We start from the raw sequence: 15,857 nt of genomic DNA on the forward strand, positions 1-15,857 counted from the left end.
TCGGTTCGCGTGGGGTTCCTTTACTCTGCCGCCATTCAAAGGGTGATCAGATTAATGGACCGCAGATGGCAATAGTTTTTCGCTGGTTGGTGCGTATTGCCTCGGGCCTTGTGCTGCTGATTTTGGCAGCGGTCTTGCTGGTTTACTTTCTGGCCAGCCAATCTTTGCCTGAATACAACCAGGCTGTCGCCGTGAACGGAGTGTCCGCGCCGGTCGAAATCGTGCGCGATACAGCCAACGTCCCGCATGTTTTGGGACAAACGGATCCAGATGTCTTTTTTGGGCTCGGCTACGCCCATGCGCAGGATCGACTTTGGCAGATGACCGTTCTGCGTCGAACGGCGCAGGGACGTCTTTCAGAGGTTTTTGGCACCCGGACAGTTTCTGTAGACAGGCTGCTGCGCCGGTTGGACCTATATGGCCTGGCTCATCGTTCGGTATCCGTCCAGGACGATTACACCAAGGCGGCTTTGCGTGCCTACGCACAGGGCGTGAACGCCCGCTTGGATGAAATCAATGAAATGGCTTTGGGCCGCGGCGCGCCCGAGATGTTCTTGTTCAATGCACCGGTTTCACCCTGGCAGCCGGGTGACAGTATCGCCATCATCAAACTGATGGGCCTCCAGCTTTCAGGCCATTTGAAAGACGAAGTACTCCGCGCACGCACATCTTTGATGCTGAACGATGCCGCGCGCTTGGCCGATATTCTTCCGGACGTTCCGGGTGCAGGTATCGCCGCCTTGCCTGAATATGCCACGCTCTTTCCCGGTGTGCCGCGATACGCCGCTGGCACACCGATGCCAGACACGCCGCTGTCACCCTTCCCCAAGCGCGGACTGGCAGGCGCGTCAAACGCCTGGAGCGCGGCCCCATCCCGATCAGCGATCGGAGGGACATTGTTGGCAAATGACCCCCATCTGGGCTTCACCGCACCGGGAATATGGTACCTGGCGCGGTTGGAATTGGCCAATGGCGGTGTGATTGGCGCAACCATTCCCGGTGTGCCGGCCGTTATGGCCGGGCGCAGTAACCGCTTGGGTTGGGGGTTAACGTCGTCCTACCTTGATGATCAGGACGTGCATATTGAACGGTTAAATCCCGACAACCCCGAGGAATATCTGACGCCGGATGGTTTCAAGAAATTCCAATCGCGCCCGTCGATCATTGAAATAAAAGACGAATCCCCAATTACCCTGACCCTTCGCTGGACCGAGAACGGACCCGTTCTGCCCGGCAGCCATTACGATCTGGGAACTATCACGCCTCCCGGTCACGTTACGTCGTTGTCGTGGACCGTGCTCAGTGCGCAGGACACCTCTATTTCGGCGTCTATGGCGCTCATGAATTCGAACTCGGTCAGACAAGCGATCGACGCTGCGGAACGCTTTATCGCACCCTCGCAAAACCTATCGCTGGTGGACGAAACGACTATTGGGATGAAACTCATCGGTGCAATGCCCAAGCGCAATTTGCGCAACCAAGCCCGGGGGCGCATCCCCACGCCCGGGTGGCTTTCAGAAAACCGATGGCAAGGTCGGCTGCCCTTCGCGGACAACCCGGAATTCGTCGCGCCAGCTGGGGGTATCCTTGGCAATACAAACAATAAGGTCATCGAACGCCCCTTCCCCGAGCATGTGTCCTATGAATGGGGCGATACCCAACGCATTCACCGCTGGGAGCGCCTGATGCAATCGCGCGAAGTCCACACGCGCGACAGCTTTATCGAGGCTCAACTGGATACGGTCAGCTTCACCGCACGCTCTTTGTTGCCACTGATCGGAGCAGACTTGTGGTTCACCGGCGCATCGGCCCCCGAGGGTACACCTGAAAGGCAAAGACAGATCGCGCTGGCTTTGCTAGCCGAATGGAACGGTGAGATGAATGAGCATTTGCCCGAACCATTGATCTATGCAGCTTGGCTAAGGGCGCTTCAAATCCGGTTGATATCAGACGAATTGGGACCACTGGCGGCAGAGTACAAACATGTCGAGCCTCTGTTTATCGAACGCGTATATCGCGATATCGACGGCGCTTCGGTCTGGTGCGACGTGCGGCAGAGCGCACCAACAGAAACCTGCACTGATATGGCTCGGCTTGCGCTGGACGATGCGCTGATTTGGATCGCAGAAAAATACGGAGGATCACTGGAGTCCTTGCGATGGGGTGATGCCCATCAAGCCACGCACGACCACCCAGTTTTGGGCTCGGTCCCGGTTCTGAGGTTCTTTGTGAATATCCGGCAGTCGACAAGCGGCGGAGACAACACTCTGCTGCGTGGGCGCACCTCGGGCGAAGGCCCTGATCCGTTCCAGAACGTGCACGGTGCAGGATATCGGGGCGTCTATGACTTCGCAGACCCTGACAGTTCGGTCTTTATCACCGCAACCGGTCAATCCGGTCACTTCCTGTCGCGTTACTACGATGATCAGGCGCAGCTATGGCGGCGTGGGGAATACATTCCCATGTCGCTGGATCTGGACCTTGCGCGTGCGGCCGCCGTGGGTGTCACCAATTTGGTCCCGCGCTGACATCCAGCTTTCGGCAAGACCTTGCCCCCTTTTAATAACTCCGTGGACGCCTAACGCCTTTTTGGCCTAACGTCCCAAGGGTCTACGTATTTTGACTGGGGGTATTGATGGCAAGTTTCAGAGATAAAATGAATAATCTTGCGCGTGATTACGCAATCGCATGGAGTTCGGGCGATCCGGAAGCTGTCGCAAGTTTTTATGCGCCAGATGGACAAATCACGATCAACAGAGGTGATCCGATAGTTGGCCGCTCCGCGGTTGTCGAAATGGCACGTGGTTTTCAGACAGAATTTCCAGATCTTGAAATTCGCTGCGACATGTTCCGCTGGGCCGGGTCACACGCCATTTTCGTCTGGACACTTGAAGGTCACCACGCTCAAACCGGTAATCACGTAGTCACACGCGGTTGGGAAGAATGGGATCTTACGCCTGACCACAAGGTGCAAACGTCCCTTGGCTGGTTCGATGCGGATGACTACCAACGCCAAATTGACGGCAACTGATCAGTCGTTTTCCGCGGTGATCGAGTATTCCCTTGGGATACCTTTGGTCACTTCGTACCAGGGTGAAGCCTTTGTTCTGGCTTGATGTGCCTCGAAAGCGGATTGGCTTTCGAACGCCTCGCGCACATTAAACCGTCCTTCGACGTCCTGATCTTCTGTGACCTCGAAGGACAGGCATCCCGGTTCGGCCCGCGTCAATGCAATGTGGTCTGGCAACGCCCCACGGACTTGCGCAATCCGGTCAGCCGGCACAAGGATGTGCCCTTCCAAAAACACGCGCCCTGTCGATTCTGGTGTCATTTGCTTGGCCGATACTTCACAAAGCCGAAAACTGTGCGGCTTGTTTGTCCGTCCACAGCACGGTGATCTCGAAACCGTCTTCTGTCTGTTTCTCGTCTCTGACAACATCCTGACGGAACAGCCACGCGCGTTTATCCCCTTCGGCAAAACTCAGGCTCAGCTGTGTTTCGTGTCGTGCACCTTGAAGTTTTTCTGAAATCTCAGCCAGCAGGGGTTCAATCCCCTCACCCGTCACAGCTGAGATTGCAAAGACTGCTTCGTCACGTTCAGCGCGCGCTATCGCGGCTTCGCGACCGTCTGAACTGAGTAGATCGATTTTGTTCCAAACTTCCAGCCGCGGCCGCTCGTCCTCCACACCCAGTGAGGACAGGATCGTTTCGACATCCTGTGCCTGAGCATCCGTGTCTTCATGACTGATGTCGCGCACATGCACGACAATATCCGCGCCCAGAACCTCTTCCAACGTCGCCCTAAATGCCGCAACCAATTCTGTCGGCAGGCTCGAGATGAAACCCACCGTGTCTGACAGGATCACTTCGGGGCCGTCCGGCAACTCAACCCGCCGCATCGTGGGGTCCAGCGTGGCGAACAACATGTCTTTGGCCATCACTTCGGCACCGGTTAACCGATTGAACAACGTCGATTTCCCGGCATTGGTATACCCGACCAGCGCGACAATCGGGTAAGGCACCTTTGCCCGCGCCGCACGGTGCAACGTGCGTGTTTTAACCACCTTTTGCAGCTGACGGCGAAGGCGGACAAGCTGTTCATCAATGGCGCGACGGTCTGCCTCAATCTGTGTCTCGCCCGGACCGCCAACAAAACCAAGGCCACCCCTTTGACGCTCCAGGTGGGTCCATGCCCGAACCAGTCGCGTCCGCTGATAGCTGAGCGCGGCCATCTCGACCTGCAATACACCTTCGCGAGTCCGGGCGCGGTCACTGAAAATCTCAAGGATCAACCCCGTCCGATCGAGGATTTTGACCTTCCACGCTTTTTCGAGGTTACGCTGCTGTACGGGCGTGACCGGACCATCGATTAGAACCAGTTCAACTTCGTTTTCGTGAAAGCGCGCCCCTAGTTCGTCGATTTTCCCGCTACCGAATAGCAAACCGGCTTGCGCACGCTGTAAACGCACAACTTCAGAGCCGACCACATCCAGATCGGGTAGCGCAGCAGCAAGTGCAACCGCCTCATCCAGCGCCGGTTCGGGGACACGGCGCTGTTCATCTGATTTGATTTCCGGATGCAGCACCCAGGCCCGGGTGCGCGTCCTATCGTGTTCCATCAAGAGGCGTCTTCGCCCTCATACAGGCTGATCGGCTGCGATGGCATGATCGTCGAGATCGCGTGCTTGTAAACCAACTGCGACTGTCCGTCGCGGCGCAACAACACGCAGAAGTTATCGAACCAAGTGATCACACCCTGCAATTTCACACCGTTGATCAGAAATATTGTGACCGGGACTTTTGCTTTCCGTACATTATTCAGGAACGCGTCCTGCAGATTCTGTCTGTCCGAAGCCATATTTTTATAATCTCGCCATTGTTCTTGCTACGCGCTGCGGACCAACGCGCTCCCTTTGGCGGAGTATGGAGTGTCGTTTCCCGAGTTTCCAGATGAAAAATCAATCATTAACGCGGGTGTTGATTCTCAGTCCCGCCACAGAGACGGTGTAATCAACGCGATGATTGCGAGTGTTTCCAATCGGCCAATGACCATGGCCGCGCACATGGTCAGCTTTGCGCCCCCTGACAAATCCACCAGGCGCAGGGGTACATCTGTCGCCAGTTCGATCAGCGGACCAGTGGTGCTGAGCGCGGCAACGGTCAGAACCATCGCTTGTTCGAACCCTGCGCCCATAGCCGCCAGCAACATATTGAACAGCGCTGCGGTCAAAGCGAACATCATAAGGAATATCCACGCGATAAAGGCCCCATCGCTTTGAATACGGCGATTGCCACCGCCCACCCCGCTGACGGATGACGGGTAAATCAACCTGTCAATCTCGCGCGCACCATTCAGATAGAGGGCAAAAACCCGTAGTAATTTCACCCCACCTGCAGTGGTTGCAACACCACCGCCAATCAACGCGATACCCATCAGTATAAGTCCCGGCGTTCCCAACCCGGACAATTGCTGTGCATCATTCCAATTGGCGCTTTCAAATCCAGCGGTCGTCAAGAAGGACAGCACTGTAAACGCCATTCCCCAGATGACATTAAGCGCTTGCAGGGGCGTCAACTGATTACCGATCTCGTTCACACCAGCCCATACGCGAATGAAAAGCAAAGCGGCAACAGCGGCGACGATCATCATCCCGATCCGAAATTCGGGGTCTTTGTCCAGCCTCGAGTATCCTGTTGTGGCGGTATCCGTCGAAAACGTAAGCCGCGACAAGGCAAAGAAGAGAAACAGGAACAAGATCACTTCGCCGGTAAAGCCTGCCTGTGCCCCCTCTAATCCACCAACGGGTGAAATCCCGGACGTGGCCATGGTGGACATCGCGTGGCAAATTGCGGTCAGAGCCTCTTCCCCAACGACGAGCAGTAGCACCCAAATGACAACAGTTAGCCCGGCGTAAACTGGTGTAAGCGTCCGTGTCACCCGCAATAGGCGTCCCCTTGGATCGACCCGCTCGCTTTGCGCAACGCCCGAAACCGGCCTGCCCGGCTGGCCACGCGCAGTGACTTCAAACCCGCCTAAGGACAGTGGCGCAAGGATCGCGGCCGCCGATATCCACATCAAAAGCCCGCCCATCCAACCGACTAAAGCACGCCAAAGATGCAACGGAGCGGTCAACCTGTCTGGATCAGGAAAGATATCGGCACCCGTGGTGGTCAACGCACTGACCATATCGAAATAGGCATTCAGAAACGTCGTGTTCCCCAGCGCGTCGTGCAGCGGCACCGCGAGGAAAATCGGCAAAACGGTGAAACAGGCCAGCAGAACCGCCAATTGTCCCAACGTGCCGCGCCTTGGCACCCGATTGGAAGACGCCAGCGTAATCGTCGCGACCACGAACAGGCCCAGCACACCAGAATAGAAAAAGGATCGGGACGTATCGTGGTCATTCAACGAAAGCGCGTAGGCCGCGGGTATCCACATCGACAGGGCGGTTATTCCCCAGATCAGCAAGAATAACGGCATCCGCCGCAATAATCCGATCCGATGTGTCACAACCCGTGCCATCAGAAGAAATCAATCGAAACCTGCATCAAGCGTTCCACCTCGGGCACATCCTTGGCCATGGCGAAAATCGCGACCACGTCTTTTTCTTCGATCCGCAGACTGCCGGTGGGGCGCAGCAGCTCATCGCCTTTGCGTACGGCACCGACCAGAACGCCCTCGGGGAAGTCGATATCCCGTAGTTTTTGCCCGGCCATCGGCGAAGTAGAAAGCACCTCGGCCTCGATCACCTCGGCCTCGGCGTCACCGATCGAATACACCTGACGGACACGCCCATGTCGAATATGACGTAGGATCGAACTAACGGTTGTGGCCCTTGGGTTGATATACGCATCAATTCCCAACGGCCCCATCAGTGCCACCATGCTGGGATCATTGATCAGTGCAATCGCCAAAGCGCATCCTTCGGCCTTGGCCCGAACCGCCGCCAGCATGTTCGCGCGGTCATCATCCGTAACAGCCAGCATGGCATCAGCACGCTCGATCCCCGCTTCACGCAGCAGTGCAGCGTCCAAGCCATCGCCGTTCAGAACAATTGTCCGCTCAAGGGCTTCAGCCGCCAGTTCTGCACACTGTCGGTCACGTTCGATAATCTTGGCACGCACCCTGCTTTCACGCTCTTCCAGGGTACGCGCGACCTCGAGCCCGACGTTGCCACCACCAACGATGACCACGCGGTCTTGTTTCTTTTGAGCCTTGCCAAAGACCTCCATCGTGCGATCGACATCCGCGACGCTGGAAAAAACATAGCACTCGTCGCCGACGAACAACTGATCCTCGGATTCTGGCGCGAACAATGTCCCTTCGCGACGCACCCCAACAACGACCGAGCTGAGCGTGGAAAACAGGTCCGTCAGCTGCCGAAGCGGCGTGTTCACGATCGGACAGTCCTCGGCAATCCGAATACCCAGCAGCTGAGCCTGCCCATCCATGAACATCTCGGTATCAAAAGCGGATGGAGCGGACAGGCGGCGCATTGCAGCTGCAGCCACCTCGCGTTCCGGGCTGATCACCACGTCAATCGGCAGGTGATCGCGGCGGTACAGGTCCGAATGAATGGCTTGCAGGTATGATTTAGAACGAAGACGCGCAATCTTGCGCTGGATCGAAAACACGGAATGCGCCATCTGGCAGGTCACCATGTTCACTTCGTCTGAATGGGTGGCAGCGATGATCATCTCGGCATCGCGTGCGCCTGCCCGTTCCAGCACATCGGGGTAGCTGGCGAACCCCGCAATGCCCTGAACATCCAGCGTTTCCGTTGCTCTGCGCACAAGGTCCGGGTTGTTGTCCACGACCGTCACGTCATTCAACTCTCCGGACAGATGCCGAGCAATCTGCCAGCCAACCTGACCGGCACCGCAAATGATGACCTTCATGCTTTTGGCCCTTCTGCCTGAAAGCTTTGAATGACAGATGCCCCAAAGGCGGTCAATTGAATTGTCGAATCCGTGCAGCTAAGGCATTGTAAGCGTATGAAAACTGCACTTACGTTGTTTGTTCCCTTGGCAATTCTGACCGCATGCGGCCCGCTCGCGCTTTATTATCGCGAAGGGGAAAGTGTATCGCGGATGCAAACGGAAACGACGCAATGCCAGGTTAAGGCCGTTCAGGACGTGCCAGTGGCCAACCAGATCAGGCAGAGTCCGCCCACTTATTGGCCGGGTCGAACCTATTGCGATCGAAACGGCCGCTGCAGACGCTCGGCCGGGTATTGGCAACCGGGTCAGGTTTACACGGTCGACGTCAACCAAGGATTGCGCAACAAGGTTGAGGCGCAGTGCATGGCCCAAAAAGGCTATCGGCCAGTTAGCCTTCCCCCATGCAAGCAAGGCGTGAAATCCAAGGTGCCAGCGGCTCGCACAAACACATTGCCGCCGCTAAGCACCGAATCCTGTTTCGTCAGATTTGACGATGGTTCTTTCCAGATCATCACCCCCGGTCAGGCGAGTTGATAGACCGGCGGATTATTCCGCCGGCTCTGGTTCATCAATTTGAGCGACCCGCGCACCGGACTTGTTCGAGGTGACGACACCCAGTGACTTCAGTTTACGGTGAAGCGCGCTGCGTTCCATCCCGACAAAACTGGCCGTGCGGCTGATGTTGCCCCCAAAACGGTTGATTTGTGTTAGCAGATACTCCCGCTCGAACGCTTCACGCGCTTCGCGCAATGGCAAAGTGGCCAATGCACCCGACAGAACCACGCGGCCCGAGTCATCAGATTTCTCATCTTCAGTCGGCAGCTCTTTGGCTTCGATCGGACCGGTTCCATCACCCAGGATCAGAACCCGCTCAATCAGGTTTTTCAGCTGGCGGACATTGCCCGGCCACGTCATGGTTTGTAGCAGTGCAACGGCTTCATCCGAAATCTCGCGCACGGGTAGCCCTTGGGATTCGTTGCACATTTCAATGAAATGCTGCGCCAAAACCGGAATGTCCTCGCGACGGTCTTCAAGCGAGGGAACGTCAATCGGGACGACGTTCAACCGATGATACAGCTCTTCTCTGAAGCGTTCCGAAGCAATCTCTTCGTCCAGATCCTTGTTGGTCGAGGATACGACGCGCAGATCGACACGAACCTTGTCTGAACCACCAACGCGCTGGAACTGTTGATCTACCAGAACCCGCAAGATCTTGGACTGGGTGCCCAGAGGCATGTCTGCAACTTCGTCAAAGTAGATGACACCGCCATGTGCTTCTTCCAGCAATCCCGGCTCAACACCGCGCTCGGTCGATTCACGCCCGAACAGCACCTCTTCCACGCGCTCAGGCTCAATGCCTGCGCAGTTCACGGTTACGAACGGCGCGTTCGCACGGTTGGAATGGGCATGAATGTAACGTGCGGCAATTTCCTTGCCCGAACCCGCCGGACCGCTCAGCATGACGCGGCCGTTAGATTTGGTCACCTTGTCCAACTGGCTTTGCATCGACCGGAACGCGGCAGATTTGCCAATCATGTCCGAATTCGTGACTTCCTTGCGCTTGAGCGAGGCATTCTCGCGGCGCAGGCGCGAGGTCTCCATCGCGCGGCGAATTACGACCATCAACTGGTCGATGTTAAAGGGCTTTTCGATGAAATCGTATGCCCCCTGTTTGATTGCCGCGACTGCTATTTCAATGTTGCCGTGACCAGAAATAATCACCACGGGCACATCCGGGTTATCGCGTTTAACTGCCTTCAAGATATCAATCCCGTCCATCCGGCTGTCCTTCAGCCAGATATCCAGGATCAACAGCCCCGGCGGCTCGGAATTGATTGCCGCCATACACTCATCCGAGTTTCCAGCCAGCCGGGTTGAAAAGCCTTCGTCCTCCAGAATGTCAGACACCAGCTCGCGTATATCGCGTTCGTCATCTACGATCAGAATGTCACTCATCTTTGGCCTGCTTTCAGTTTGCTTGTTTTAATTGCCTGCTTTTGTGGCGCAGTTGCGGGGGAGTAATCGCCCCGGGGTAATCGGATCACGGCCATCGCGCCAAAATGGTCTTGCCCGTCGAACACCGGCGCGTCTTCAAGGGTCAATGCACCGCCATGTTCTTCAATGATCTTCTTGACGATCGGCAGGCCAAGGCCTGTACCTTCGTCACGTGTAGTTACGTAGGGCTCGAATAAACGAGCCCGGTCTTCCGGTAGTCCTATTCCGTTGTCTGCAATTGTGATGACGGTACCCGCATCATCACTTGTAACATCCACTTTTATTCGCGCTTTCAGGTTATCTGGTGCGCCTTTTTTCTTAAGTGTTTCAATCGCCTCGCCAGCATTTTTGATTAGGTTGGTCAAAGCCTGGTTCAGCATTGTCGCGTCCACGTCCACGAGGATAGGCTCGTTGGGAAGTGTAGCGTCAATTTGTACATCGGGTTGCCCGGACTGCTGCAACAGCACGGCTTCTTGCACAAGCTCAACGATGTTTTCCTCGTGGCGCTCGGGTTCCGGCATACGCGCGAACCGTGAGAACTCGTCAACAATTCGGCGAAGGTCGTTTGTCTGCCGGACGATCACATCCGTCATCGAGACCAGTTTGTCGCAATCATCCTCGTCCAGCTTGATTGAGAACTTGCGCTTGATCCGCTCTGCGCTCAGCTGGATAGGCGTGAGCGGGTTCTTGATCTCGTGCGCAATTCTGCGCGCAACATCGCCCCATGCAGCCAACCTCTGAGCACTTACAAGGTCGGTCACGTCGTCGAACGCCACCACATAGCCCTCAAGCCCGCCATCTTCGCCTCTGCGCGTAGCCATCCGCACCAGCAGGTTTTCGAGACGTCCCTTGCGGGTGACCTTGACCTCGCCCTGCACGGCCTCTTGGCCGCTGTCCTTGAGACTTTCAAACAGCGGCAAGAACTCTGGCACGGCGATCCCAATGGCAAGTTGTTCTTCGCCGCGCGACCAGTCCAAAAGCCGTTCCGCCGATCTGTTCACAAAGGTCACGCAGCCGTCGGGGTCAACACCAACGACCCCCGATGTCACCGAACTAAGTACGGAATCGAAAAGGCGGCGGCGGCGTTCGATCTGACGAGTGTTTTCTAGCAGGGTATCGCGCTGCCCCTTTAGCTGCCGGGTCATCTGGTTGAAATACCGACCCAGCATCGCGATCTCATCATCGCTTGCTTCTTCGATAACTTGCACGCCCAGATCACCTGCCCCGACGCGCTGAGCAGCGGTCGTCAGTCGTCCGACCGGACGGGACAACCTTTCCGCAAACCACATCCCCAAAGACATCGCGGCAAGGATCAGGATAACGGCAAAACCCAGATACAGCAGGCCAAATTCAAACAGAACCCGTCCGCGTTCGCTTTCAAGTTGTTGGTAAAACTGCGCCGTTTCCTTTGTATCGTCCAGCAGTGTCAGCAACTGACCGTCGACTTCGCGGCTTACATAAAGATATCGGTCAAGATAGGCACCCAACGGAACCAACGCCCGAAATTCGCTGTTTTGCCAATCGGCTATGATCAAAAGCCCATTGTCCGCCGCTTCGACCAACTGATCGGGCGTTGGTTCTTCGTAGTTGAACAGATAGGACCTGTCCCCGCGCGCTTTGATCTCACCGCTTCCGTCTATGACATAGGCCTCGCGCAAGCCGCGCTGAATCTGTGACTGCCCTTGCGCCAAAACTGCACGCAACTCAGCGTCCGAAATGTAAAAATCCAAGGCCCGCGCGTTGTCCAAGAACCGGGCCAGTACAGTCGCATCCTGTGTCAGGCCTTCGCGGTGTTCCTGCTCGTACGCCTCCGCCGCTGTAAGCGACGAGCCCACCACTTGGCGCACGCGATCCGAGAACCACCCCTCAAGCCCGATATTTACGGTCAGACCTGCAAAGATCGCCACCGTCACCGTTGGCACCAACGCCAACAGAGTAAACGCCCCGATCAAACGCAGGTGCAACCGGGATCCGGCCGATTTGGCCCGACGCGCGGCGATAAGCGTACCGACTTGCCCCAGAACAAGGGCTGCCACCACCAGAACGTAAACCAGATCAGCAAGGAGAATCAGGCGCAGCGTGGGCGCAGTCGCACCAAGATCAAATGGGCCAATGACCAGATAGGTGGCCAAAGCAAGAACCGGGCCCAGAAGAACCAGACCCAAGGTGCTAAAATTGCGCAGCCTTCGGGATTTACGCCACCGATTAATCGATAGGATCAGCCCGCTCTGTGCTCGGGTTGCCACCGTCTGCCCTCACCCTGATGTGCCGCTTTCGCGACGAACCGCCATATTTCGTGGTCTTTGCCGGGAAGACACCCGGATGCCACGCTTTGTGTGGCGATATTACATCAGTTTGCGCCGCCGTGTCACCTGAATATCGAGGTCAGTGATCTTTTTCCGCAACGTATTTCGGTTAATACCTAAAAGATCAGCACATTTTGCTTGGTTCCCACCCGTCGCATCCAGTGCCAACTCGATCAAAGGGGCCTCAACTTCGCGTAAAATCCGCTGATACAGCCCCGGAGGCGGTAGCAAATTGCCGTGCAGATCAAAGTACCGACGCAGGTGACGAGCAACCGAGGTCGAGAGTTTTTCGCGCTCTCCATCGCCCAGAACGGGTTCCGCCTCGGGTTGGCTTCCTAGCACCATCTCGACTTCTGCCTTGGAAATCTCATCGGCGCGGCTGGTAAGGCTTAGACGACGGATCGCATTTTCAAGCTGACGCACATTGCCGGGCCAAGAATAGCGCCGCACCAGTTCGACCGCGTCCGGACTTAGCCAACGTTTGGTGCCGTGCTCTCGCTCCTCCCGCGCTAGGAAGTGATCCGCCAATAGGGTGATGTCATCTACACGCTCACGCAGTGCTGGCACATGGATCGTCGCACCGCATAAACGGTAGTACAGATCCTGTCGGACGCGCCCGCTTTCCATCGCTTCGGTCAAATCGGATTGGCTTGTCGCCATGAACCGCGGAACATGGTCGCCGGGCGTGTCCATCATACGCACGATGCGTGCCTGCAATTCGTCTTCGATATCCGCAATCTCATCGATCAGCAAAGTTCCACCGCGAACCCGTGCCATAACGCGCGCAGGCCCTTCGAGGTCCCGAAGGTCCGCCGCGGTTGCCGTGACAAATGGCAAAGTTCGACTGTCCGAGAAATCGTGAATAGCACGTGCAATCAACGATTTACCCGTCCCACTTTCACCAGAAATCATGACCGATAAGTCGGTGTTCATCACACGCGCCACCAAGCGATACAACGCCTGCATGACAGGCGTGCGCCCAACCAGTGGAAGTTCTTCGGGTCTGTCTTCGGATGTATCCACGACATCCGTTTGAACACGTTGCTTCTGCTCTAACGCCCGAGCCGTCCGTTTCATTAGATCCGGAAGGTCAAAGGGTTTCGGCAGATAGTCATAGGCATCCGCCTCAGCCGCCTGAATGGCCGTCATGATTGTGTTCTGGGCCGAGATGACAATAACCGGAAGGCCCGGTCGGTCCTGGGCTATTTTAGGCAACATTTCCAGACCATTACCGTCCGGCATTACCACGTCGGATATTACGACATCGCCCTTACCTTCCCCAACCCAGCGCATCAGCGTCGTCAATGAGGATGTTGCATGCACTTTGCACCCGGCCCGCGTCAGGGCCTGTGTTAGAACTGTTCGGATCGTGCGGTCGTCATCTGCGACCAGTACTGTTCCATCCATTTGGTGCTCTCCTTATTGTGCTCTTCCCGGCAGTTGTTGGTTCAAGTTGCTTCACGCGGCGCCCGCCTGAGGGATATGCGGAACACTGTGCGCCCAGGCACCGAGTCCGCCGAAATCCACCCGTCGTGGTCCGAAATAATTTTGCTGACCAGCGCCAACCCAAGGCCGGTGCCGTTTTCCTTGCCCGACACGAACGGGTCGAAAATATCGCTGCGTATTTTGTCTGGCAGCCCCGGGCCGTCGTCGATGATCTCGATTTGAAGCGGAAGCGAATGCCCCGAACCATCACTGCGGCGCAGGCGGAACGAGTGCTCAAAATACGTCCTCAAACGGATCGTTCCGCCTTTGGGGTCAGCAGCTTCCGACGCGTTCTTTAATAGGTTCAAAACGATCTGGAGAAACTGATCAGGGTCACCATAGGCCAGCGGCAATGACGGATCATAGTCTTCTACGATCTTCATGTGCGCCCCGAAGCCCAACAAGGCTGACCGCCTTGCGCGGTCAAGAACGTCGTGAATATTGACCGGCTTGAAATCCGGTTCCGAGAGGTTGCCGAATTGCTCAACCTGCTCCAAAAGCTTAACGATACGGCGACTTTCCGCGACGATAAGATCTGTGAGTTCAAGGTCTTGCTGCGATATATTCATGCTCAGCAATTGCGCCGCGCCTGTGATACCCGCCAGCGGGTTCTTGATTTCATGCGCAAGCATCTCGGCCATGCCGATCGCCGATTGCGCGGCTGATTTCACAGTGTTGCCGCGGGTCATCCGCCCAGATAGCTCGCGGGGTGAGATGATCATGACCATCGCACCCGGATGCCCCAACAACGGGGCAATCTGCAGTGCACATTGCAAAGGTGCTCGGTTGCCCGACCCCGCGTCCACATCATTGACGAAGAGCGGGGTCCCCTGATTGCGCGCGCGCTCGAACGCTTCCTCGAGCGGTGCGTCGACGGCGATCTGATCCCACACCGGATGACCGATCACCGATTTACGGGAGGCGTTCAGAAACCCCTCTCCGGCCGAATTCACGTCTATGATCCGGTCGTCCGCACCGATGATAAATGCTGGAACGGGCAACGATGCCCAGATGCTTTGATCTGACGTCATGCCGCAACCTCCGTATCCGGGCAAAGCGCATCGGACACGAGCCTCAGCACTTCATCCGTGTCACGTGAGGTCAAAACCGCCCGACGCAATGCCGTGGGCGTGCCCGCCTCATCCATGTACCAACCCAGGTGCTTTCGGGCGACCCGCAGACCAAGATCGCGCCCGTAGAAACCCAGCATCGCCTGGTAGTGTGTCCGCACGATATCGATCAGATCATTCCCGGCGGGAATGTCCGGGGCGTCAGTTCCATAAAGATCGCTGCAAATCTGCGCCAGCAACCACGGCTTGCCTTGGGCACCGCGCCCAACCATGACGCCATCTGCACCTGACTGGCCCAATGCGGTGCGCGCTACGTTCGAACCGGTGATATCGCCATTTGCGATGACAGGTATTGAGACTGCATCCTTGACTGCCCGAATGGCCTTCCAGTCGGCCGTCCCTTTGTAGAATTGGCAGCGGGTTCGTCCGTGGATCGTCACCATAGTAACGCCGGCATCCTGTGCGCGCCGGGCGACATCAGGGGCGTTCAGCAATTTGTCGTCCCAACCCAGTCTCGTTTTCAAGGTAACCGGCACGTCCACCGCCCCAACAACTGCCTCGATCAACGTCAAGGCGTGATCGGGCGTCTTCAGTAAGGCTGAACCGGAATAGCCGTTCGTGACCTTCTTAGCTGGGCACCCCATGTTGATGTCGATCACCCTTGCACCACGGTCGGCGACCTGTCGGGCTGCTTCTGCCATCCAATGGGCCTCGCGCCCTGCCAGTTGAACGGCTGTATTCTCAACATCTGCCGAAAGCTCGGCACGCTCACGCACACCGGGTTTGGCCTGTACCATTTCCTGACTAGCCACCATTTCACTTACGACCATTCCCGCGCCAAAACGCATCACCAGATCACGGAACGGACGATCCGTGATTCCAGCCATGGGAGCCAGCACAACAGGCGGGTTGATGTCTTTGTCAGCGAGTTGCAGTGTCAACGTGCTTAATCCTTGGGCAGATGCGGCTTTGATATCGAATTGAGCGTATATGAACAATAAAACGCCGACGTAAAAGCCCGCAAAATCATCACCTGCTTATTTTTTGTGCAGCACAACGC

The 15,857-nt window shown here is 56.6% G+C and carries 13 protein-coding genes; 3 read left to right on the top strand and 10 right to left on the bottom strand.

The window, feature by feature from the left end; translation table 11 throughout:
* Positions 1–65: 65 nt before the first annotated feature.
* Both ACR0DG_RS01745 and ACR0DG_RS01750 read left to right on the top strand, forming a co-directional pair.
* Positions 66–2,528: a penicillin acylase family protein gene (locus tag ACR0DG_RS01745; protein ID WP_480693717.1), complete on the top strand. Its 2,463-nt coding sequence runs from the start codon at positions 66–68 to the stop codon at positions 2,526–2,528.
* Positions 2,529–2,656: 128 nt separating this feature from the next.
* Positions 2,657–3,031: a nuclear transport factor 2 family protein gene (locus ACR0DG_RS01750; RefSeq protein WP_480693719.1), complete on the top strand. Its 375-nt coding sequence runs from the start codon at positions 2,657–2,659 to the stop codon at positions 3,029–3,031.
* Here the strand turns inward: ACR0DG_RS01750 and ACR0DG_RS01755 are convergent, their stop codons facing one another.
* From ACR0DG_RS01755 to trkA, 5 genes are all read right to left on the bottom strand, one after another.
* Positions 3,032–3,331, bottom strand: coding sequence for a putative quinol monooxygenase (locus tag ACR0DG_RS01755; RefSeq protein ID WP_480693721.1), 300 nt, complete (start codon positions 3,329–3,331; stop codon positions 3,032–3,034).
* 16 nt (positions 3,332–3,347) lie between these two features.
* Positions 3,348–4,619: a GTPase HflX gene (gene hflX, locus ACR0DG_RS01760; protein WP_480693723.1), complete on the bottom strand. Its 1,272-nt coding sequence runs from the start codon at positions 4,617–4,619 to the stop codon at positions 3,348–3,350.
* A complete protein-coding gene (hfq, locus tag ACR0DG_RS01765; RefSeq protein WP_010440340.1) occupies positions 4,619–4,858 on the bottom strand; it encodes an RNA chaperone Hfq in 240 nt (79 codons plus the stop codon). Before hfq ends, hflX begins: the two co-directional genes overlap by 1 nt.
* A gap of 126 nt (positions 4,859–4,984) precedes the next feature.
* The gene (locus ACR0DG_RS01770; protein WP_480693725.1) at positions 4,985–6,481 is read right to left on the bottom strand and encodes a TrkH family potassium uptake protein; all 1,497 of its coding nucleotides are present in this window, start codon (positions 6,479–6,481) and stop codon (positions 4,985–4,987) included.
* Positions 6,482–6,522: 41 nt separating this feature from the next.
* Positions 6,523–7,899 (bottom strand): Trk system potassium transporter TrkA, encoded by a 1,377-nt coding sequence (gene trkA / locus ACR0DG_RS01775; RefSeq protein WP_480693727.1) that lies wholly within the window; start codon positions 7,897–7,899, stop codon positions 6,523–6,525.
* Positions 7,900–7,995: 96 nt separating this feature from the next.
* Here trkA and ACR0DG_RS01780 point away from each other — a divergent pair, with 96 nt between their 5' ends.
* Positions 7,996–8,475 carry a hypothetical protein gene (locus tag ACR0DG_RS01780; RefSeq protein WP_480693729.1) on the top strand — a complete coding sequence of 160 codons (480 nt, stop codon included), beginning with the start codon at positions 7,996–7,998 and terminating at the stop codon, positions 8,473–8,475.
* 12 nt (positions 8,476–8,487) lie between these two features.
* Here the strand turns inward: ACR0DG_RS01780 and ntrX are convergent, their stop codons facing one another.
* The 5 genes from ntrX to dusB all read right to left on the bottom strand — a co-directional run bounded on the left by ntrX (position 8,488) and on the right by dusB (position 15,738).
* Positions 8,488–9,897 carry a nitrogen assimilation response regulator NtrX gene (gene ntrX / locus ACR0DG_RS01785; RefSeq protein WP_480693731.1) on the bottom strand — a complete coding sequence of 470 codons (1,410 nt, stop codon included), beginning with the start codon at positions 9,895–9,897 and terminating at the stop codon, positions 8,488–8,490.
* Positions 9,894–12,182, bottom strand: a complete 2,289-nt coding sequence (locus ACR0DG_RS01790; RefSeq protein ID WP_480693733.1) for a sensor histidine kinase NtrY-like — start codon at positions 12,180–12,182, stop codon at positions 9,894–9,896. Before ACR0DG_RS01790 ends, ntrX begins: the two co-directional genes overlap by 4 nt.
* A gap of 99 nt (positions 12,183–12,281) precedes the next feature.
* Entirely contained in the window at positions 12,282–13,649 is a 1,368-nt protein-coding gene (locus tag ACR0DG_RS01795; protein ID WP_480693735.1) for a response regulator, read from the bottom strand.
* 41 nt (positions 13,650–13,690) lie between these two features.
* Entirely contained in the window at positions 13,691–14,758 is a 1,068-nt protein-coding gene (locus tag ACR0DG_RS01800) for a two-component system sensor histidine kinase NtrB (protein ID WP_480693737.1), read from the bottom strand.
* Complete coding sequence (dusB, locus tag ACR0DG_RS01805) at positions 14,755–15,738, bottom strand: tRNA dihydrouridine synthase DusB (protein WP_480693739.1); 984 nt, start codon at positions 15,736–15,738, stop codon at positions 14,755–14,757. Before dusB ends, ACR0DG_RS01800 begins: the two co-directional genes overlap by 4 nt.
* Between the last annotated feature and the right edge of the window lie 119 nt (positions 15,739–15,857).

The sequence above is a fragment of the Ruegeria sp. BG8 genome (assembly GCF_056538325.1).

What these genes read in the sequence shown, in the direction of transcription:
- ACR0DG_RS01745 (WP_480693717.1), top strand. Translation starts at nt 66, where the DNA reads ATGGCAATAGTTTTTCGCTGGTTGGTGCGTATTGCCTCGGGCCTTGTG.
- ACR0DG_RS01750 (WP_480693719.1), top strand. Translation starts at nt 2,657, where the DNA reads ATGAATAATCTTGCGCGTGATTACGCAATCGCATGGAGTTCGGGCGAT.
- ACR0DG_RS01755 (WP_480693721.1), bottom strand. Translation starts at nt 3,331, where the DNA reads ATGACACCAGAATCGACAGGGCGCGTGTTTTTGGAAGGGCACATCCTT.
- hflX (WP_480693723.1), bottom strand. Translation starts at nt 4,619, where the DNA reads ATGGAACACGATAGGACGCGCACCCGGGCCTGGGTGCTGCATCCGGAA.
- hfq (WP_010440340.1), bottom strand. Translation starts at nt 4,858, where the DNA reads ATGGCTTCGGACAGACAGAATCTGCAGGACGCGTTCCTGAATAATGTA.
- ACR0DG_RS01770 (WP_480693725.1), bottom strand. Translation starts at nt 6,481, where the DNA reads ATGCCGTTATTCTTGCTGATCTGGGGAATAACCGCCCTGTCGATGTGG.
- trkA (WP_480693727.1), bottom strand. Translation starts at nt 7,899, where the DNA reads ATGAAGGTCATCATTTGCGGTGCCGGTCAGGTTGGCTGGCAGATTGCT.
- ACR0DG_RS01780 (WP_480693729.1), top strand. Translation starts at nt 7,996, where the DNA reads ATGAAAACTGCACTTACGTTGTTTGTTCCCTTGGCAATTCTGACCGCA.
- ntrX (WP_480693731.1), bottom strand. Translation starts at nt 9,897, where the DNA reads ATGAGTGACATTCTGATCGTAGATGACGAACGCGATATACGCGAGCTG.
- ACR0DG_RS01795 (WP_480693735.1), bottom strand. Translation starts at nt 13,649, where the DNA reads ATGGATGGAACAGTACTGGTCGCAGATGACGACCGCACGATCCGAACA.
- ACR0DG_RS01800 (WP_480693737.1), bottom strand. Translation starts at nt 14,758, where the DNA reads ATGACGTCAGATCAAAGCATCTGGGCATCGTTGCCCGTTCCAGCATTT.